Consider the following 19,991-nt stretch of genomic DNA (forward strand, 5'->3'; position numbering starts at 1 on the left):
AAAATCTTAAAAATGAAGCAATAAGACTTCTAACCGTAGGGACTACGGGGATAGCCTAATCAATAACTAACCGTTAGGTTGGTGTTCTTAGGAATCTCCCACTTCAAACAGACCGTAAGGTCGTTAAGTGGTGAGTAGTTCAATATTAAGTCATAACAGTACGTTCCTAAAGTACTTTACATACACTTTAGGAGAGTATTTTTTTCAGCGTCTCTAAATTTACTTTTCACAATATACATGATAAGAATTTTATCTTCTAACAGATAAAAAATTAAGAAAAATATGATGAAATGTAAAATATGAGTTTATGTAAGATTTACGATAAAATGACCGGAGGAATCATGATGAAAATAAATGATATAGTAGCGGAAACAGATTTCCCAAATACCATTGAAACGATCACAAATGATTTAAGGAAATTAGGGATACAGAAAGGAATGACAGTGATTGTACATTCTTCGCTTAGTTCAATAGGATGGGTGTGCGGTGGAGCAGTTGCGGTGGTGGAAGCATTAATGAACGTAATTACGGAAGAGGGAACGATTGTAATGCCAACGCAAACATCTGATTTGTCGGATCCAAAAAATTGGGCTCGACCACCAGTTCCAAAAAACTGGTGGTCCATAATTCGTGAGAATGTGCCTGCCTTTCATCCGGATATTACTCCAACAAGAGCGATGGGGAAAATTGTAGAGTGTTTTCGTACATACCCAAATGTAAAGCGAAGTAGTCATCCGTTAAATAGTTTCGCTGCTTGGGGGAAACATGCAGAATGGATTACAGCGGACCATTCACTGTCATTTAGTTTCGGTGAAGCATCTCCATTAAAGAAAATATATGATTTAGATGGATATGTATTATTAATAGGAGTTGGCTATGATTCGAATACATCTATTCATTTATCAGAAATACGTGCTGGGGCGTGTGAATTTATAAAAGAAGGAGCGCCTATTATTGAAAATGGGGTTAGCGTCTGGAAAGAGTTTGATGAAATAGACTATGACCCTGAACCATTTGTTAAGATTGGGACAGAATTTGAACAAACAAATGCTGTTCAAATTGGAAAGATTGGAAATGCAACGTGCAGAGTCATGAAGCAGAGAGAGATTATCGATTATAGTACAGCGTGGCTTCGCTCGAAAAATAAGTAAGGGATGATTCAAATGAAGGGGAAAAAGATAATAATTACAAGCGGTGGTTGTCTGGAAAAATGGGATCAAGTGCGCGGACATACAAATTTAGCAAAAGGAACAATCGGAAGGCTACTTGCAGAAGAAGCGATGGAAAAAGGAGCACATGTTATATATTTACATGGCTATTTTGCTGAAAAACCGGTCGCAACAAATGTACAATTAGAATTACATCCTTTTGAAGGAATTATCGATTTACAGAATAAAATGAAAAGCATTATGACCCATGACAAAATTGACGCTGTTATTATGGCTGCGGCTGGATCGGATTGGATTGTTGAAAAAATTTGTGATCAAGAAGGAAATGTACTTAACATGAACGGAAAGATTTCTAGTGATATAGCGCCAGTCATTCATTTTCAAAAAGCACCTAAAATATTAAAACAAATTAAACAATGGGATCCAGAAACGCTTTTAGTTGGATTTAAACTTGAAAGCGATATCAGTGAAGAGGAATTAATTCAGCGTGCCAGCATGAGAATGAAAGACGCAAAGGCCAATATAATGATTGCCAACTCATCGCATTCGTTACATTCACGCGGAGCTTATCATTATGTAATTGGAGAAGATGGCTATGTCCAGCTATGTGAGGGAAAAGATGAGACTGCCAAAGAGATTATAAAACGTCTAGCCTACTTATGTTCCTCTAGAGAAAGAAGCTTTAGTAAATAATATAAATGGGGGTACGTATATGGAGCCATTATTAAAAGAAGCGATTCGCTTGCGAAAGGAAAGGGAATAAAAGGTGGGATGATATGAATCAAGCTATTGCACATAAGAGAAGTTTTGTTGATTTTCTATTTTACTCCTGTGAATAATTGGATATAATCCTCTCAAAACAAAGTTGACTTATCGGAAAGGTTTGTATAATATATAGTTAATTCAATAATATATTGCTGATTGGAAAAACCAAAGGCATTTCATTCATTTATGAAATGCCTTTGGTTTTTTTGTTATATCATTTCTTAATTCATTCATTTTAAGGAGGGCGAATGTGTGACAGTTTCCATTCAAGGCGTTACGAAATCTTTTGTGAAATCCTCTGGAAGTGTTCGAGTGTTAGAGGATATTCAGTTACAAATAAATAAAGGAGATTTTGTAACTATAATTGGCCCAAGCGGGTGTGGAAAAAGTACTTTATTAAAGATTGTAGCAGGGTTAGATAATGATTTTATTGGTGAAGTCTTTATTGATGGAGAACAAGTGACAGCACCAAGTATGAAACAAGGATTTATTTTTCAAGAGCATCGTTTGTTTCCATGGCTTACAGTTGAAGAAAATATTGCAGCTGATTTATCACTTAGACAATTAGAGGTACAAAGACAAGTGAAGGAATGGATTGAAGTCGTTCGACTCAAAGGATTTGAAAAGTCTTATCCAAAAGAGATATCCGGTGGTATGTCACAACGAGTTGCCATTGCAAGAGCACTATTACGAAATCCCAATGTATTACTACTAGATGAACCATTTGGTGCGCTAGATGCATTCACGAGAACGCATCTACAAGATGTGTTACTAAATATTTGGAAGCAAAAGAAGACAACAATGATTTTAGTTACGCATGACATAGATGAAGCAATTTATCTTTCCAATCGGGTTGTCATTATGAGTCATAGACCTGGAACAATAAAGAAAGTGATCTCTAATCCATTACCATATCCACGGAGTAAGACTTCTTCATTATTCCAACAATTTCGAACGAAAGTTTTAAAAGAGTTTGAATATGGAGAACTTACGACTAAAAGTGTGTAAGGAGGGAAGGCTGGTGCAGAATAAAAAGAATATATTGATTTATTTCACTTTAGGAATACTCCTTTTATTGACGGGGTGTCAAAGCAAGGCAGTAAGTGAAAAAAATGAGAAGGGAGATCTAACAATTCAAATTGGCATACAGCAAGGGTTAAGTCCACTATTACTCGCACAGAAAAAGGGATGGTTTGAAGAAGAGTTTGAAAAAGTTGGTGTAAAAGTAAAGTGGACGGAATTTCAAAGTGGTCCTCCTTATTTTGAAGCGATTGCCTCAAATCGTTTAGACTTTGGGGAAGTTGGAAACTCACCGGTTATCTCCGCACAAGCTGCGAATATTGAATTCACAGAAATTGCAAATACGAGCTATGCAAGAAAAGGTACAGGGATTCTTGTGAAAAAAGATAGCAAAATTACAAGTATAAAAGATTTAAAAGGGAAAAAAGTTGCCGTCGCAAAAGGAAGTAGCGCATTTAATTTATTATACCGTGCGTTAGAGAAAGCAGGATTAGATGCAAAAGATGTCGGTGTTATTCAGCTACAACCTGATGAAGCACAGCCAGCTTTTGAATCAGGATCGGTAGATGCATGGGCAATCTGGGATCCATTTATATCATTACATACATTAAAAAAAGGGGCAAAGGTGATTGTAGATGGTGATACATTAAACATCCCATCACCAGAATTTATTGTTGCAAGAACAAAGTTTGCGAAAGAACACCCAGAACTCGTTGTGACGTTTCTGAAAGTATATGAAAAAGCGCGAGTGTGGCAGGAATCTCATTTTGAAGAGGCAGTCAATATTTATGCTTCCGCAAAGAAAAGTGATCCTGAAATTGTAAAAGAAGTATTTCATCACGACAAACCTATTTTAGTACCAATTACGAAAGACATTATAAAAGAACAGCAAAAGACGGCTGATTTTCAATATAAACTGCATTCTATTAAAAAGAAAATTAAGCCTGCCGAAGTTGTAGATAATACGTATATTGAAAAAGCATTGAAATCGGAGTAAAGGGGTGTTAGAAAATGGAAGGCGCGAAAACGATAGTTGAGACAGCAGAAGTAAAACTAGCTCAAAAGCAAGAAATGGCTCATTCTCGTAAAAAGAATGTTTCTCTCTTGATACGAGCAATTATTATACCGACTATCGTATTGCTGATTTGGCAATTCGCAGGATTTTTGGAGCTTGTTTCTAAAACAGTTTTACCGACACCGTGGGATATTTTTCTAGCTTTTCAGAGCCTTGTTCAGACGGGGGAATTGTTTAATCATTTAAGTATTAGTGTGTTTCGAGCAGCTGTTGGCTTTTTCGTTGGCGGTAGTCTAGGGGTTGTTTTAGGAACAATTGTTGGTTTTTCAACAAGAAGCGAGCAATATTTAGATCCTTCGATACAAATGCTCAGAACTGTACCACATTTAGCTGTGGCACCATTATTTGTTTTATGGTTTGGGTTTGGCGAAACATCAAAAGTATTACTGATTGCCGATGGGGCTTTTTTTCCTTTATATGTGAATACGTTTTTAGGAATTCGTGGTGTAGACTCCAAGTTATTTGATGTTGCTAGAGTATTAGAATTTAGTAAAAGGAAGTTAATTACAAAGCTCATTATACCGGCTGCCTTACCAAATTTATTATTAGGTGCCAGATTATCTCTAGGTGTTGCATGGGTGAGCTTAGTGGTAGCGGAACTTATGGGCTCAACGGAAGGAATTGGCTATATGATTATGGATGCGAGACAATTTTCTAATACAGATATTGTTTTTGTAGGAATTATTATTTTTGCATTTGTAGGGAAATTTTCAGATTCACTCGTTCGTTTATTGGAAGTGAGATGTTTGAAATGGAGGGATAATTATAAAGGAGAGTCTGGAGTTTAAAGAGTCGAATCGGAAATGAATTAGAGTATATATAGTGAGATTTTTATAAGTCGCAAGTTAAAGGAGAACGTAAAACGAAAAAGGGGTGTATGAAGAAATGGAAATATTATGGTTTATTCCAGCTTATGGTGATGGCAGGTATTTAGGTACGACAAAAAGAGGGAGAGCTGCTGAATACGGATATTATAAGCAAGTTGCACAAGCAGCTGATTATTTAGGATATAGCGGTGTATTACTTCCTACGGGACAAGGATGTGAAGACCCTTGGGTGTTAGCTTCAGCACTTGCTGCTGAAACGGAAAAATTACGTTTTTTAGTTGCGGTAAGGCCAGGGATTATGTCACCAACAGTTGCAGCGAGAATGGCGTCAACATTTGATCGGATTTCAGATGGACGTCTTCTTATTAATGTTGTAGCGGGAGGAGATCCAGTTGAACTACAGGGAGATGGCCTATTTTTAGATCATGATGCAAGGTATGATGCTACAGATGAGTTTTTAAAGGTTTGGAAATCAGTTTTGCAAGGGGAACAAGTCTCTTTAGAAGGAGAATATATTCAAGTAAAAGATAGTAAAGTTGTGTTTCCACCTGTTCAATCTCCGCATCCGCCGATTTACTTTGGTGGATCATCAGATGCTGGAAAAGCTGTAGCAGGAGAACATTGTGATGTATATTTAACATGGGGAGAACAGCCAGCGCAGGTAGAACAAAAAATAAAAGAAGTAAAAAAATTGGCGGAAGCAAAAGGGCGTACAGTTCGCTTCGGTATCCGGTTACATGTCATCGTAAGAGAGACAGAAGAAGAAGCTTGGAAAGATGCGGAACGATGTATTCAATATGTAGACGATGCTACAATTGAACTCGCTCAAAAAACATTTGCACGTTATGATTCAGTTGGACAAAAGCGTATGACACGTTTAAATAAAGGAACGAGAGAGGCCTTGGAGATTAGCCCGAATTTATGGACTGGTATTGGATTAATACGGGGAGGCGCTGGAACAGCTCTTGTTGGGGATCCACATACAGTGGCAAAGAGAATAAAAGAATATGAAGAACTAGGTATAGATACATTTATTTTATCTGGTTACCCACATTTAGAAGAAGCCTATCAAGTAGCTGAACTGCTATTTCCGCTTTTACCGGTATCCCAAAATGAGAAAGATAAAATTGTTGGAGAAATGATTGCGGATGCCTATGCATTAGAAAAGAAATAATTGAGTAATAAAAACAAACCGGCAAGCTGCTATCTTGCCGGTTTTCATCGTAAAAGACGAAAAAATATGATAAAATAAAAAGGTAACTTATGGTATGGTTGGGTGTTCAATTATCACTTCTCCACATAGAAGGGGGGTGATAATTTGTGAGCGAGATTACGTTACTACTGCAAGGTGGATTATTTCTCGTTGCATTGCTGACGTTCGTTGTCGTTTTAATTGACAAGCTCAAAAAATAACAACCCATCTATGCCAATAGAATATGGGTTGTTATATTCATAAGAAACAAATAGGATAAATGAACAATCCAATCTGTCAAGTTACGTTGACTAGTGTGTAGCCGCACACTAGTCTTTTTTATTTATATACAATTTTTATTGTTTTATGTGATTGTATTGTTCTTTTCATACTCATTATACCATAGTGCCTTTTTATCAAGAAAGGAGAGCGTATGTTCTAGTTTTGAATACTTATGATGAAATATGTGTAGATGGTCTTTTTTCCATAAATAAATGATTCATGTATTCTTTTAAACTTTCTATGTAGAATGATTGGTTTTGAACATCATTCACACCAATCATTGGAGAAGGGAGATGATACGCTTTTTGAGAAAGATGAACAACAACATCAAAAATATTAAATAGACGGACGAAGCAGAATAAACCGTCTGTATCACTTAATAAAATAAAGTAGTGATTGTCACTTTTTGTATTTAATGTATTCCATAACGAACTTTTACTTAAGTCGCGAACAATACTTTTTTCCTTTAATTCAAAGAAGTCCGCGTTGGATAGAATGGCGGAAATTTCAATTGCATCCGGGTCATAAAAATAGCCATCTATTGTTTGAACAGCGAAAGTGTAAGCCATTTTTAAAATGCTCATTTTATATTTTCGATTATCCAAAAGTAATTCACGTTGAATGGAGCTGGCCACTTTTGTAACGCGTTCTTCTTTCCAAATTTCATTATGTAGTGAAATATCGTGTTTTTTACATAGTTTCATAATAAGTGAGTTAGAATAATGAATTTCATCTTTTGTCTCGGTAACGTCTGTTTCCGCCGCAGCTAATTCTTGTCCATATTCTTTTATGTAAAGAGGAGAGTCAAGTTGTTGTTTCATTTGTTCAATTTTATATTGGCTAAGTTTATGTCTAATTAATGGGCGATCAACATGTATTGTAAGATGTTCATGGCAGGAATCACAAACTGAATTTGTGAAATAATATCCACATAATATCTCTGGAATGACGTGTTGTTCACTAAGTTCTTTCGTTTCTTTTCGGCAAATGATACATTGCGCCATATTTATCACCTTTATCTACAAATTTGTATGTAATCTAATTTCATTGTAGTGTATTTGATGGTATTTTGGAATATTGTAATTAAAAATATTATGTGAAATTCACACTTAGTTTGGTACAATAAGGAGAGGTGCTAGTTTAAAGGAGGCCATTTTTTTGAAATCGAAAGTGCACTTTTGGACATTGGAAGTGCTGATGGTTGTAGGAATTATATTTATTTGCACAAAAATATCGTTTTTATTTCAACCAATTGGCATATTTATTTCAACTTTATTTTTCCCAATCTTAATTGCTTTGTTTCTATATTTTATATTCAATCCTGTGTTAGTATTTTTAGAGAATCAAAAAGTTCCTAGAAATTTAGCAGTTTTACTGTTGTATGTTTTTATTATTACATTAACTGCAGTGGCAATTGGTGTAGTTGTTCCGACAGTTTCACAACAGCTAATGGAATTAGTGAAAAACTTACCAAATTACATTAAGGAGGGAAAAATATACATACAAGAACTATCTCATCATAGGCTATTTGAATGGCTGACTACACAAGATTACATTTCTATTGAAACAATTGAAAAAAATGCAGTGGAATATTTGAAAGATATACCAAATACGATTACGTCGAGTGCAACGGCTTTATTTGGTATCATTACAAATGTCGCGTTAGTTATATTTACTGTACCATTTATCCTGTTTTACATGTTCAAAGATGGACATGCTTTTCCTAGAAAGGCTGTTAGCTTTTTGCCAGAATCGTACCGTGAAGAAGGACTGCGTATTATAAAAGAAACAAATGAAACTTTATCTGCATATATACAAGGACAAGCACTTGTTTGTTTATTTGTAGGAGCATTTACATTTATCGGATATTTCATTATTGGATTGCCGTATGCATTCATTTTAGGAATCATAGCGGCATTCACAAACATTATTCCAAACTTAGGTCCATTTATTGGAGCTGCACCCGCTGTTATTGTTGGATTATTTGTATCGCCAATGCAAGCTGTCTGGGTAATCTTAGTTGTAACGATTGTTCAACAATTTGAAAGTAACATTATTTCACCGCGTATTATGAGTTCGAAGTTGAACATTCATCCTTTGACAGTTATCGTATTAATCTTAGGAGTAGGGAACTTTGCTGGAATTATTGGAATGATTTTAGCTGTGCCAGCTTATGCGGTTACAAAAACAGTTGTTTCTAATTTAGTAAGATTATTTAAGACGAAACGGAGTAGCCGAAAATAGAATAAAGTAAGGGTGATACACCTATAAGAAGGTGTATCTTTTTTTGATTAAAAACTATATTTATTATAAAATTTTTATATATTTAATCCCGACTCTTTAGGATAATAAGTTGGTAACTGCCTTCATTGGTGAAAAGGGGATTTTATTTTCTGGCTAAGTGGAATCCCTCTCTATAATCCAAATCATTTTTTCACAACGTACTATGAACATCTTAACTCTCTCCTTTCTTTATTAACTTATATGATTTTTTATAAGAATCTGCAATAGGTACTTCGGCGATTACGAATTTCCTCAACAATTTTTTTATATTGTTGTTCTTGCTTCACTTCTACTTCAGATAAAGGTCTCTTTTGAATTGAAATCGTTAAAAAGAATACTTTAAATTTCATACTTGAATTCCTCCATCCTAAAAGAATTTATAAGCGACTACAGTAAAGGCTTTGGCGTATTTTTATGTCATTGACTGCCTTATGAATTTGTTGTTCATGCAACAATTCAGATTTTGAGAGCTTATTTTTTTGTATAATAATGGTCAAAAAGAATATTTTAAATTTCATTAGAGATTGCTCCTTTTCAATTTAATACATTTGAGTATAGTACAAACTTCTACGGTCGATTATTTCCTCCATCGTTTGTTTTAACTGCTGTTTTCGCAAAATCTCTTCTTCAGACAATGTTCTTTTCTGAAGGGTAATTGTAAAAAAGAAGATATGAAAGGTCATAGGTGAATGAATTCCTCCTTTCGAAAAGGAATTATAGATGATCACAATAAAGTGTTTGACGCTCTTTCATTTCATTCATAGCATTTTCAATCTGCTCATGATGAGCTAAATCAGCTTCAGAAGTCGTAGTTCTTTGAATCGTAATACTTAAAAACAATACGCGAAAAGTCATCAAATGTTGCTCCTTTCTTTAAAAAATAATGTAAGAGACTAAAAAATCGCACAAAAAAGCCACAGGAAGATATAGTACTCCTATGGCTGAGCGTGAAAAAGCCACAGGAAAGTATACGACCTCCTGTGGCGAATGTATGAGTTAAAAATAAAAGGCGATTTTTAATTCTCCATTAGGTTGGCCGAATAATTATGAAATTGGAAAACAGATGCAACAACATGTAATTGTAATCTTGACATTTCATTCGACCTCCTTTTAGAATATTTTTCCTACGCTAATAAGTATATACAATAAATGGATAAAAGTAAACAGAAAAAGTGAAAATTTTTAATTTTGATAAAAATGTATATATTTTGCGGTGGGGGATTCTAGAATACGATTTATATAGAAAAGGCATGGAAGAACTAACGCGTAAGGGCGAATTTCGAGAGGATTACATGCTATATATGGAATATATGCTGTTTTTTATCTGGATTTCTTATCTTGTAATAGTTTTATAAAAGGGAGAAAGAAACAAGTCGGTTAAGATTTCTTGCATTAGGACCAAGTAACAAATGTAGAAAGTGTTCATGAACAATAAAATTGTTTAAAAATAAGAACATAAAAGGGTTTAAGTTATATTTTTCTATATTATGTATAATAGGCGTATAGAATATTCGATTATCGCACGTTTCACAAACATGCAGTATGGAGGAGAAAATGAAAATAATAGAGCTACCCATTGAATTTGAATTTAATAGGCAAAAAAATTACATTTATCCTAGCTTAATTATATTGAATAATGAACTAACTTTGGTCGATACAGGGTATACAAATTCCCTGTCTTTAATTGAAAACGAAATTTTAAAAAATGGATACGAAGTGAAGAATTTAAAGAATATAATCATTACTCACTATGATGATGATCATATAGGCTCCCTTTATGATTTCAAGGAAAAATATCCTTGGATTAACATTATAGCTAGTGAAAGGGAATCAAAATACATTAGTGGTGAAATAAAGTCAGAGAGATTAGTTCAAGCTGAGGAAATGCTTGAACATATGACAATTAAAGAAATCGAATTTGGTAAATGGTTTGTACAACAATTAAAGAATTTGAAGCATGTTTCAATTGATGAAAAGGTACATGATGGCGATATGATTCTAGATAACAAATGTAGAGTAGTAGCAACGCCGGGGCATACTTCAGGGCATATTTCATTGTATTTTCCAAGTTTAAAAAGTGTAATTACAGGTGATGCAGCTGTTAATGAGGATGATGAATTAATCATTGCCAATCCACAATTCTGTTTAAACATTGAGAAAGCGCAACAGTCTTTGAGAAAGATTAAAAATCTTAAAGCTGAAACTTACTATTGTTATCATGGGGGGAAAGTCACTTTATAATTTAGGGCTAAACGTAGATATCAACTTGCGCCTATACTGTCTAACTGAACCTTTCGTTATTTTCACTTCTACAGTACCTTATAACTAGCGATCTGGGTGTAACAACCTGCGTGAAATTCACCTATGAAATATGCTCTTCTAATCATTTTTGGATAATGGATTAACGTTTTGTTTTGTATTAGATATACATTTCACAACATCTAGAAAAATCAATTAAAAGACAGCTTTGATTTTTGATAGAAGTCTTCGCATCATTTTAGTGATTTATATACAGTCTCAAGAATCCAACATACTGAAACTACTCTTATAAGGGAGGGGGAGTATGTAAGTTTTTTGTGCGAACTCGAGGTTCTAGAGCTGTTCCGACCTAGTCTATTATAAAAAATAGTAGCACAAGCGATGATTGTGCTACTAATCTTAGTATATTTGTATTGATTTTTCGTATATATGTGTTACAATGGAAAAACGCTCATTGCTTATTTTTAAAAAAACTCAATATATATCCAATATAATTATATCAAAAATGGCGAGTGATTGTCAAACTTTTTGTTGAAATTTATATTGTACAAGATGATGAGCAGAAGAATGGCTGATAAGGAGTGGCGATATGGAGAAAACAAAGCAAGAATGGAAGCAGGAGCAGCAGCGCGTGGATGAGGTAGTAAGCAAAGTTAGAACGCGTATAGATTCGTTAGAGCAGTATGTAAGTACAGTAACAAAAGATGTTGTTCAAATACGCAAACATTTTTGGAATGATGTAACAGTGAATGTTGATAATATAGAAGAAGCTGTAGAAACAGCGGCGAGTATAAAGCAACAAGCGGAGTTATTATCAGAACGAGAGCAAAGCCATCGTCATATATCGAGTCAACTAAAAGGATTACAACGATTACAGCAGTCGCCATATTTTGGACGGATTGATTTTATAGAAGATGGTGAAGACAAGAAAGAGTCTATATATTTAGGGATTCACTCATTTTATGATGAAAGTACAGAACAGTTCCTTGTTTATGATTGGCGGGCACCTATTTCTAGTTTGTATTATGATTATTCGTTAGGAAGAGCGAAGTATAGCGCACCTCATGAAACGATTTCTGGAGAGATGACTTTAAAACGTCAATATGTTATCCGTGGTGGTAAAATTCAGAATATGTTTGATACAGCAGTTACTATTGGGGATACGATGCTGCAAGAAGTACTTGGGAATCATGCGAATACACAAATGAAAAGTATTGTATCGACTATACAAAAGGAACAAAATCAAATCATTCGAAATGAAACAAGTCGCTTACTTATTGTGCAAGGTGCAGCTGGAAGTGGAAAAACATCAGCAGCATTACAGCGCATCGCATATTTGCTATATCGTTATCGGGATACATTACATGCGAATCAGATTGTTCTTTTTTCTCCAAATGCAATGTTCAATAGTTATATTTCTACTGTTTTGCCAGAGCTTGGGGAAGAGAATGTGAAACAAACGACGTTTCAAAAGTATTTAGAGGATCATATCGAAAGAGAGTTTGAAGTAGAAGATCCATTTACGCAAATGGAGTATGTATTAACAAAAATAGAAGATGACAATTACAAGGTTCGGTTAGAAGGGATAAAGTATAAAGCTAGTTTACAATTTATTACTGCAATGGATCGGTATATCACATTTTTAAAACAAGAAGGCATGCAATTTAAAGATATTCAGTTTAAAGGGAAAGTTATTATTTCGAAAGAGCAAATAAAAGAGAAGTTTTATGAATTTGACTCGGCAATACGTATTCCGAATCGAATCAAACTGATCTCCGAGTGGTTATTAAAAGAACTAAGGAAAAAAGAAAAAGTAGAAAGAAAAAAGCTGTGGGTAGAGGAAGAAATACAGTTATTAGACAAAGAAACATATTTAAAAGTTCATCAACAACTGCAGAAGGAAAAGGCATATTCTGGCGGTACATTTAATGAATTTGAAAGAGAACAAAGTATGTTAGCGGATATGGTTGTGAAAGAACATTTTATACCGCTTCGAAGACGGGTAAAGAAATTACAATTTATTCATACGAAAGCGTTATACACACAACTATTTCAAGACCCTAACTATATAACTCAATTTTTAGATCGCGAAGAACTACCAGAGAACTGGTGGGCAATATGCAAACAAACAGTGGAGAAAGTGAAGCATTTTTATATGCCGTATGAAGATGCAACGCCGTACTTATACATGAAAGATCAAATACAAGAATTGCAAAGAAATACAGCTGTAAAACATATATTTATTGATGAAGCGCAGGATTATTCGACATTCCAATATGCATTTTTAAAACGTATATTTCCACATACAAAAATGACAATACTTGGTGATTTTAATCAAACTATTTATGAACAAGCGACAAATCATTTATTTTCACAATTAAATGATTTATATGGTGAAGAGCGCAGTGAAAAAATTGTGTTGAAACGCAGCTATCGATCTACAAAACAAATTATTGAATTTACCAAACAGTTTATTCCGCATAGCGAAGAAATTGAACCATTTGAACGAGATGGGCGCAAGCCGGTAATGATTGAAGTGAAAGAATGGGAGAAATATGATAAGCAAATTGCAGAGGGAATAGATGATTTAAAGAAGAGAGGGCACCGAACAATTGCGGTTATTTGTAAAACAGAAGAAGAAAGTAAAGTAGTCTATAATCGCTTTCAGCAACTTCAAAACGTTCATCTTATAAAGAAGGAAACGAGTTCGTTTGATAGTGGTATTCTAGTGATTCCATCCTATTTATCAAAAGGGATAGAATTCGATGCAGTTATCATTTATGATGCATCACAGTATAAACGAGAAAAGGAACGAAATTTATTTTACACGGTGTGTACACGTGCGATGCATGAATTAATGATTTACAATAAAGGAGAAATCAATCCGTTTTTACAATCTGTTTCACAAAAGAAATATGAGCTTGAAAGTTAAAAAAGCTGGCATAAGTCAGCTTTTTTTCGTTTGTACGCTAAGCAAAGCACCAATTGCACCGCTATAACCGTGATCTTGTAAGAAAATGGGTCGTTTATTTTGATACTTTGTGTAATGTTCAATAATGTTTTGTAGCTGTGTATTGTTAGATAAGGTAGAGCCGATATAAACGATATCATTTATGTTTTTTGCCTCAGCAAATTGAAGACTTAATGCGGTAACGACTTCGCCAACAAGACCTTGCAGGGTGGCAAGTAAATCTGAATGCGTATAGTTTAAATCTGTCATTGCTGCTTTCCCGAAATTACTAGCTGTTAAATGGTAATCAATAGGTGAGAGTGCGCCGCTATAAATATCTCCAACTGTTATATCAAGGGTATTTCTGTTCCCTTGTTTTGCATGATGGAGCACTTGATCAAAACTTTCTATATTTGTTAATAATTTTGCTAGTCCCATGATTGTGCCACCGCCAACGCCAGTTCCTCCTGCGCGAACATATTGTTTATCATGGATGTAGTGAATTGAAGTACCTGTGCCGATATTTGTTAAAACAAAATTGTTTAGGGAGAGAGTTTCTTTTTTAAAAAGAAACTGCACACCTTGGAGGGTAGCTTCAAATTCATTTGCATATATCGTTTCGTATTGATTCGCAAGTAATGTTTGTAATTGTTCACCTTTTCCACCTGTTATACATAACTTCGTAATTGTTTCGTTTTGATGAAGCCACTTTTTCATGTTTTCTTGCTCATAAGAATAAAATTTCTTAAAAGATATTGTCTTATTGCTTTCAAAGTAAGCAATTTTTGTTAATGTTCCTCCAGCATCAATACCGACAACACTTTCCATTTTTTTAACCCCTTCTTATGTATTTCAAATTATTATTGTTTCGCTTTGTAGATTAATAGTTTTTCAGTTGTAACAATCAATTGATCGTTTACAGTTGCTGTCCGAGCATAAAGCCTCGGCGATTTCGTATTACTTCATAATGTAATATAACCGTATCACTAAGGAATGCTTTTCCGTGAAACTGTACACCGTCTAATGATGAAAGAAAACCCAATCCATCAGAGTCACTTGTATCGATATTTGTAACCTTTTACAGATTGTCCTTCTTTTATATCTACAATATGATCAATCATTAAGAATGGATAGCGGTGGGGAAGCGTACCTTTCATAGTTAAACCTCCATGTAAAAGGGTCTCTCCTGCTATGAGAAAGCAGAAGAGTTGATATTAATTTTTAACAAGTGCATTTTCTTTTTTGGAAGAGAAAATCCCGCTATTTTTAATATTTTCAACGACTTGTTGTAGAACCTCTTGATCTTGGACGAGTGCGATGCGGACAAAGCCTTCACCATGTGGTCCAAAAGCATGACCAGGGGTTACAACAACATTTGCACGGTCCATTAACGCATATGCGAATTGTAAGGAGGTCCAGCCATCTGGTATTTCTGCCCATACAAACATGCTGCCAGCAGGTTTCTCAACGTTCCAGCCAAAAGAAGCAAAACCGTCAATTAAAGTATTGCGGCGCTCTTGATAGATAATCCGGTTTTTCGAACAAAATTCCGCTCCTTGGCGCAAAGCAACCGCGGCAGCTTTTTGAATGGGTAAGAAAACACCGTAATCTGTATTGGATTTAAATTGAGTAAGGGCTCTCACAATTTCTTCATTGCCAATCATATATCCGATGCGACTTCCTGCTAAACTATAACTTTTGGATAGGGAATTGATTTCTACCCCTACTTCTTTAGCACCAGGAACAGATAAAAAACTAATTGGTTTTTGATTATCGTAATAAAATTCAGCGTAAGCAAAATCATGAACAACAATGATATGATGTTTTTTAGAAAATGCGATTACTTCTTTAAAGAAGTCTTCGTGTGCCATTGCTGGAACTGGATTTCCTGGGAAGTTTAATATCATCATTTTTGCCTTTTTAGCAATTTCTTCGGGAATCTCTTGTAGATTAGGTAAAAAGTCGTTTTCTTTCTTTAACGGCATGAAATATGGAGTAGCACCAGCCATTTGTATTCCTGTCTCATAAGCTGTATATCCAGGGTCAGGAACTAAAATAAGATCTCCAGGATTTGCAAAGACCATAGGTAAGTGCACTAAACCATCTTGAGATCCCATTAATAACAACACTTCACGATCAGGATTTAATGTGACATTGTGACTTGCATGATAATATTCCGTTACCGCTTGATGAAAGTCTTCAACTCCTGTCAAAGTATAACCGTAATTTTCTTTTTCATTTGCTGCATGTACCATAGCTTCTCTGACGAAATCGGCAGGGGGCATATCTGGATTTCCAATGCTTAAATCAATCATTTTATGACCTGCTGCGATCTTTTCTTTTTTATAAGCTGCTAATTCGCTAAATATGGAAGATTGAAATGCTTTCATTCTTGTTGCTAACGTATATGTCATTAAAACCCCTCCTAAAACTGTGTTCTCGTTTTAAAATTCCTACTATTTTATTATTCTGAAAACACGTGAATCTATTTTATCATTTTTTGAGGAAGATGAAAATGTTAGCATGAATAAATATATATAAAAGAAGATATTTTACGTATTTGCATATTGTTTTTTCTCTAACTTGGGAGGATTTGATATATTGCTTGCTAGAAGCGTTTATAATGGTTTTTTCACTTAGCGAGAGAAGAAGCGACAATGCCAAATGTAAAGAGAGCGAATGATACAAGTGCGATGTTTAATTTTGAGCAGCAGAGTCTATATTTTTTATTTCATAGTATAAATTCCATTCTTTATATAGAGAAAATGATATTTTATCTAGTATAAAAAGAGTTGTTGGTAATTGGAAAATAAATGGGGATGAACTTAAACTGAGGATAGGGGGGATGGAGTATGATCAAGCAGTTTTTTCAAAAAATATTTAAGCAGTTTCTACAAGAAAAGGAAGAGGAAATGGTAGTGAGATTATGTTTTTGGATTGTGTTTTATTACATGTTTACACCTAAATTTATAATGAATGCCGGCGGATCTTTGGTTAAGGTTAATCAATCACATGAAGGGTATACATATGAGAAAGTAGAAGACTTCTTAAGAGAGTATAACGGAGAAATAAAAGATGCATTTTGTATCAGAACTGATATGTACTATGTTACATTTGAGGAGAAAATTAAAGAGAAATGTCACGAATTGCTTTATGCTTATTATTTTCCTCGTTTCATTTATCGTCGTTCTTTATTATGTACAGAATTATTAAAAGAGATAGGGGTAAGTAAGGATATAGAATTTGCATCCTATAGAACGCTAATTTTAGAGCATTTTACAGAAATAAAACAGATTATTCATTTGTATGAAGAAACGGTATTAACGAAGTTATTTCAATTTTCATTCCCGTTAGTTGTTCAATCCTATTGTGAACCTATGAGCATGTATGTGCAAAAAGAAGAAAATATACTTTTCGTGCATTAAGTAAAGAAAAAGAACCCACCAAAAGGTAAGGCTCTTAACAGAGTAAATGCTACATGACTTCATTTAATCTTGTTTCATTTACAGCTTCAAAGGTATTAGAAGTATTTTGGATTGCGCTAGTTGCATCTTGTTCTTTTTCTTTGTGAGATTTTTTGAGGATTTTCAAAATAATCCACATCGGAACACCTTTCTCTTTTAACGTGCTCCATAAGTCTAATTCTGTAAACTTATGTTTAGCTTGTTGTGTTGTTTTTTCGAACAATCGAATATCAAATTTAACCCCGTCATCTTGCTTATTTTCTTTTTCTGAAATAGCGACATGCTGTTTCTCGTTTTGTGCAACATACAAAGGAGTAACCTTTGTATGTTGCGACATAGCATTTACATTCCATTCTATTTGCATTTTTGCACCTCCTTTAATAATTATACATTCGTATAAATAGATTTTGAATAAAAAATAAAACAAATTTCCTAATGATGAAGAGTGCGAAAGAAAAACTTATCATTCATAAATGATAGAAAGAAGATGAATCATGTTGAAAAGTATGTAACGAGTCAAATCTATGAAAAAGGAAGGTTACCATATATCATACAGCACGTGCAATCTCGTCAAAATATTCGTTTACTTGATATTACAATAGGTGGCGGACATGTTGCTAATGCACTAGCACTGGATTTAATAGGAAAGGTATAAAAGTTTATTACGAAATAGAGCTTTTTGTATATTAAAAAATGCTACATGAAAGAGAAACTTCTTGCGCTCCTTAGTAAGTACGTTATACTTATGAAAGTAAAAAAGAAAGCTAGGAGTAGTTATAACAATGATTCGTGTAAGAGTGGAAGGAAATGAACAAGAAATTGTTGAATTTTTGGAGAGAATGCCTGAAATTCCTGGATTTGAAAAAACGCATATAAGAGAACCACGTAAAGGAAATAATCCAAAATACAATACAAGTAAAAGTGTATTAGCATATTTATCTTATAAAAAGAAGGAAGTCACTAATAAATGAGGCCACTGAAAAAGTGGTTACTTTGAGAAAATAACACGCATTTTATCAATATGTTGAAATTAAAAAGGATCCCATAACCTTTATATAGTAGGTGGTGGGATCCTCTTTCTTATGAAGTGGAGTTTTTCAGTGCCCTCCTAATAAATAGGTGACTTTTTTGCTTCTCATGGTTTCACCGCCTTGTCTTTTTTGCATAATAATGGTATTAGAATGTGCAGAAGAGGGGTGAGGATAGTGAATAAGAAAATCATCTTTTTTGGAGACTTTGGTATTGATGATGCAGTATCGTTAATCTATGCAGATAAGACGTGTCGTCTTGATATCATTGGAATTGTTGCTGATTACGGAAATGTTTCAAGGGAAATTGTGACTGAAAATGTTTATTTTTTAGAGAGATACTATGCTACAAAGATAAAAATTATAAAAGGAGCCAGTAGGCCAATGACGGCAGAAGATCCTTTGTTCTTTCCAGAAATTCATGGCGAACACGGTTTGGGATCAATTATTCCTCCAAAAACAAGAGGGATGAAAAGAGAAAACTTTTATGAGATTATCAAGTTAATCGAACCGTGTCCAGAAGATATTATCATTGTAGCAACAGGACGTTTAACAGCTCTCGCAACATTATTTCTGTTGTATCCTGAAGTAATGAGTTGCGTGCATGCGTATTATATTATGGGTGGTGCGTTTTTATGCCCCGGTAATGTTACACCTGTATCAGAAGCGAATTTTTATAGTGATCCCATCGCAACAAACATTGTGATGAAGTACGCGAAAAACGTAAGTATTTACCCATTAAATGTGACGCAGCGGGCCATTATTACTCCTGAAATGGTAAATTTTATTGACGATAAGGGAACAGGACAAGCAAAGCTGATTAAACCAATGATTGATTTTTACTATGAAAATTATTATAAAAAGCAATACCCTGGAATCGGTGGTAGTCCAATTCATGATTTACTTCCATTTATTGCATTGCGAAAAGATACTATTTTTGAATACAAAAAGTCTGCTGTCTGGATTAGTACAACAAATGATGAGACGCGTGGACAAAGTGTAGCAGACTTTAGAAGGACAGCGGAGCAAACGAGATTTGATAATCGACCAGTTCAGAGGATTGCGGTGAACTTTCGTTATCAAGCATTTAAAAGAGAATTTATGAGTACAATGTTAAAACCAGATTGTTCTTGACTAGCGTTACTCCCAAATCATATATGGTCATTTTATTTTCAACGTTCGTATATAATGAACTTCTTTAGTACCTAGCGAACGAGCATATCCTATAACCTTCATGTAACTAAATCGATCACTTTAAATCATTTTGAGCTCTGCATCTAATAAGGATATAACAAAATAAAGGGAGCGTTCACGATATGACTGAGAAAAAGAAGTTCTCCTTGTGCGAGTAGAAATGGATTTATTTTAAAAAGAAGGAAAAGTTTTTAATTCCCCTTACGCCTCGAATATATAAACAATTGTAAGGTAGCTCTACAACATGCCGCATTATTTTTTTATAGCTTACTGCTTCCGTCTATTTTATATTCAGTATCCGCTTTATCTTTTTAGGCGAGAAGACACCCACCTCAAGGAACGTGCAGGGCATAGCCCAATGAGTAGGTGGGTGATGAATCGCCTTCGGATAGGGTGTGGCTTATGCCACGTTAACGATCCGACACACTTAAACCTTTACGAATAAGCTCGTAAACCGCACCTGCAAAACTCGTGATGTAATTT

General features: G+C 34.5%; 21 protein-coding genes and 3 pseudogenes. 15 read left to right on the forward strand and 9 right to left on the reverse strand.

Annotation, left to right across the window (positions count from 1 at the left end; all coding sequences use genetic code 11):
* The first annotated feature begins 344 nt into the window (after window positions 1-344).
* The 7 genes from MR059_RS20710 to MR059_RS20740 all read left to right on the forward strand — a co-directional run bounded on the left by MR059_RS20710 (window position 345) and on the right by MR059_RS20740 (window position 6,269).
* Window positions 345-1,151 (forward strand): AAC(3) family N-acetyltransferase, encoded by an 807-nt coding sequence (locus tag MR059_RS20710; RefSeq protein WP_041809781.1) that lies wholly within the window; start codon window positions 345-347, stop codon window positions 1,149-1,151.
* A 12-nt stretch (window positions 1,152-1,163) separates the two neighbouring features.
* The gene (locus tag MR059_RS20715; RefSeq protein ID WP_012094467.1) at window positions 1,164-1,862 is read left to right on the forward strand and encodes a phosphopantothenoylcysteine decarboxylase domain-containing protein; all 699 of its coding nucleotides are present in this window, start codon (window positions 1,164-1,166) and stop codon (window positions 1,860-1,862) included.
* A 324-nt stretch (window positions 1,863-2,186) separates the two neighbouring features.
* Window positions 2,187-2,942 carry an ABC transporter ATP-binding protein gene (locus tag MR059_RS20720; RefSeq protein ID WP_087098788.1) on the forward strand — a complete coding sequence of 252 codons (756 nt, stop codon included), beginning with the start codon at window positions 2,187-2,189 and terminating at the stop codon, window positions 2,940-2,942.
* The gene (locus MR059_RS20725; RefSeq protein ID WP_242162008.1) at window positions 2,914-3,951 is read left to right on the forward strand and encodes an aliphatic sulfonate ABC transporter substrate-binding protein; all 1,038 of its coding nucleotides are present in this window, start codon (window positions 2,914-2,916) and stop codon (window positions 3,949-3,951) included. The genes MR059_RS20720 and MR059_RS20725 overlap by 29 nt, the downstream gene beginning before the upstream one ends.
* Window positions 3,952-4,025: 74 nt before the next feature.
* Window positions 4,026-4,817 (forward strand): ABC transporter permease, encoded by a 792-nt coding sequence (locus MR059_RS20730; RefSeq protein ID WP_375293720.1) that lies wholly within the window; start codon window positions 4,026-4,028, stop codon window positions 4,815-4,817.
* A 97-nt stretch (window positions 4,818-4,914) separates the two neighbouring features.
* Entirely contained in the window at window positions 4,915-6,030 is a 1,116-nt protein-coding gene (gene ssuD / locus MR059_RS20735; protein WP_242162009.1) for an FMNH2-dependent alkanesulfonate monooxygenase, read from the forward strand.
* 146 nt (window positions 6,031-6,176) lie between these two features.
* Entirely contained in the window at window positions 6,177-6,269 is a 93-nt protein-coding gene (locus MR059_RS20740; protein WP_087095017.1) for a putative holin-like toxin, read from the forward strand.
* Window positions 6,270-6,500: 231 nt separating this feature from the next.
* On the opposite strand, the gene MR059_RS20745 is transcribed toward MR059_RS20740, so the two are convergent.
* Complete coding sequence (locus tag MR059_RS20745) at window positions 6,501-7,334, reverse strand: HNH endonuclease (RefSeq protein ID WP_012094462.1); 834 nt, start codon at window positions 7,332-7,334, stop codon at window positions 6,501-6,503.
* 154 nt (window positions 7,335-7,488) lie between these two features.
* On the opposite strand from MR059_RS20745, the gene MR059_RS20750 reads away from it, so the two are divergent.
* The gene (locus MR059_RS20750) at window positions 7,489-8,574 is read left to right on the forward strand and encodes an AI-2E family transporter (RefSeq protein WP_012094461.1); all 1,086 of its coding nucleotides are present in this window, start codon (window positions 7,489-7,491) and stop codon (window positions 8,572-8,574) included.
* A gap of 248 nt (window positions 8,575-8,822) precedes the next feature.
* Here the strand turns inward: MR059_RS20750 and MR059_RS20755 are convergent, their stop codons facing one another.
* The 4 genes from MR059_RS20755 to MR059_RS20770 are packed head-to-tail and all read right to left on the reverse strand — an operon-like array spanning window position 8,823 to window position 9,468.
* A complete protein-coding gene (locus MR059_RS20755; RefSeq protein WP_012094460.1) occupies window positions 8,823-8,963 on the reverse strand; it encodes a YrzI family small protein in 141 nt (46 codons plus the stop codon).
* 27 nt (window positions 8,964-8,990) lie between these two features.
* Window positions 8,991-9,131: a YrzI family small protein gene (locus MR059_RS20760; protein ID WP_081428377.1), complete on the reverse strand. Its 141-nt coding sequence runs from the start codon at window positions 9,129-9,131 to the stop codon at window positions 8,991-8,993.
* Between the two features lie 21 nt (window positions 9,132-9,152).
* The gene (locus MR059_RS20765; protein WP_087095014.1) at window positions 9,153-9,296 is read right to left on the reverse strand and encodes a YrzI family small protein; all 144 of its coding nucleotides are present in this window, start codon (window positions 9,294-9,296) and stop codon (window positions 9,153-9,155) included.
* Window positions 9,297-9,327: 31 nt separating this feature from the next.
* The gene (locus tag MR059_RS20770) at window positions 9,328-9,468 is read right to left on the reverse strand and encodes a YrzI family small protein (protein ID WP_041809776.1); all 141 of its coding nucleotides are present in this window, start codon (window positions 9,466-9,468) and stop codon (window positions 9,328-9,330) included.
* Window positions 9,469-10,167: 699 nt separating this feature from the next.
* On the opposite strand from MR059_RS20770, the gene MR059_RS20775 reads away from it, so the two are divergent.
* The 3 genes and pseudogenes from MR059_RS20775 to helD all read left to right on the forward strand — a co-directional run bounded on the left by MR059_RS20775 (window position 10,168) and on the right by helD (window position 13,804).
* Entirely contained in the window at window positions 10,168-10,854 is a 687-nt protein-coding gene (locus tag MR059_RS20775) for an MBL fold metallo-hydrolase (RefSeq protein WP_210351610.1), read from the forward strand.
* A pseudogene (locus tag MR059_RS20780) lies at window positions 10,832-11,066 on the forward strand (hypothetical protein); the annotation flags it as partial. The gene MR059_RS20775 and the pseudogene MR059_RS20780, both read left to right, overlap by 23 nt.
* Before the next feature lie 395 nt (window positions 11,067-11,461).
* The gene (helD, locus tag MR059_RS20785) at window positions 11,462-13,804 is read left to right on the forward strand and encodes an RNA polymerase recycling motor HelD (RefSeq protein ID WP_242162010.1); all 2,343 of its coding nucleotides are present in this window, start codon (window positions 11,462-11,464) and stop codon (window positions 13,802-13,804) included.
* Window positions 13,805-13,819: 15 nt separating this feature from the next.
* Here the strand turns inward: helD and coaW are convergent, their stop codons facing one another.
* The 3 genes and pseudogenes from coaW to MR059_RS20800 all read right to left on the reverse strand — a co-directional run bounded on the left by coaW (window position 13,820) and on the right by MR059_RS20800 (window position 16,236).
* Complete coding sequence (gene coaW, locus MR059_RS20790; RefSeq protein WP_012094455.1) at window positions 13,820-14,650, reverse strand: type II pantothenate kinase; 831 nt, start codon at window positions 14,648-14,650, stop codon at window positions 13,820-13,822.
* A 32-nt stretch (window positions 14,651-14,682) separates the two neighbouring features.
* Window positions 14,683-14,979 (reverse strand): annotated as a pseudogene (locus tag MR059_RS20795) (3-hydroxyacyl-ACP dehydratase FabZ family protein).
* Between the two features lie 57 nt (window positions 14,980-15,036).
* A complete protein-coding gene (locus MR059_RS20800; RefSeq protein ID WP_242162011.1) occupies window positions 15,037-16,236 on the reverse strand; it encodes an LL-diaminopimelate aminotransferase in 1,200 nt (399 codons plus the stop codon).
* Between the two features lie 438 nt (window positions 16,237-16,674).
* Here MR059_RS20800 and MR059_RS20805 point away from each other — a divergent pair, with 438 nt between their 5' ends.
* Complete coding sequence (locus MR059_RS20805; protein WP_242162012.1) at window positions 16,675-17,247, forward strand: hypothetical protein; 573 nt, start codon at window positions 16,675-16,677, stop codon at window positions 17,245-17,247.
* A gap of 49 nt (window positions 17,248-17,296) precedes the next feature.
* Here the strand turns inward: MR059_RS20805 and MR059_RS20810 are convergent, their stop codons facing one another.
* On the reverse strand, window positions 17,297-17,650 hold the full coding sequence (locus tag MR059_RS20810; RefSeq protein ID WP_048723323.1) for a DUF3914 domain-containing protein: 354 nt from the start codon (window positions 17,648-17,650) through the stop codon (window positions 17,297-17,299).
* Between the two features lie 123 nt (window positions 17,651-17,773).
* On the opposite strand from MR059_RS20810, the pseudogene MR059_RS20815 reads away from it, so the two are divergent.
* The 3 genes and pseudogenes from MR059_RS20815 to MR059_RS20825 all read left to right on the forward strand — a co-directional run.
* Window positions 17,774-17,917: pseudogene (locus MR059_RS20815) on the forward strand (class I SAM-dependent methyltransferase); the annotation flags it as partial.
* A 151-nt stretch (window positions 17,918-18,068) separates the two neighbouring features.
* Window positions 18,069-18,257: a DUF3970 family protein gene (locus tag MR059_RS20820; protein WP_012094450.1), complete on the forward strand. Its 189-nt coding sequence runs from the start codon at window positions 18,069-18,071 to the stop codon at window positions 18,255-18,257.
* A gap of 225 nt (window positions 18,258-18,482) precedes the next feature.
* Complete coding sequence (locus MR059_RS20825) at window positions 18,483-19,448, forward strand: nucleoside hydrolase (RefSeq protein WP_041809774.1); 966 nt, start codon at window positions 18,483-18,485, stop codon at window positions 19,446-19,448.
* The last annotated feature ends 543 nt before the right edge of the window (window positions 19,449-19,991 follow it).

The sequence above is a fragment of the Bacillus cereus group sp. BfR-BA-01522 genome, assembly GCF_022662635.1.
GTDB classification, from domain to species: domain Bacteria; phylum Bacillota; class Bacilli; order Bacillales; family Bacillaceae_G; genus Bacillus_A; species Bacillus_A cytotoxicus.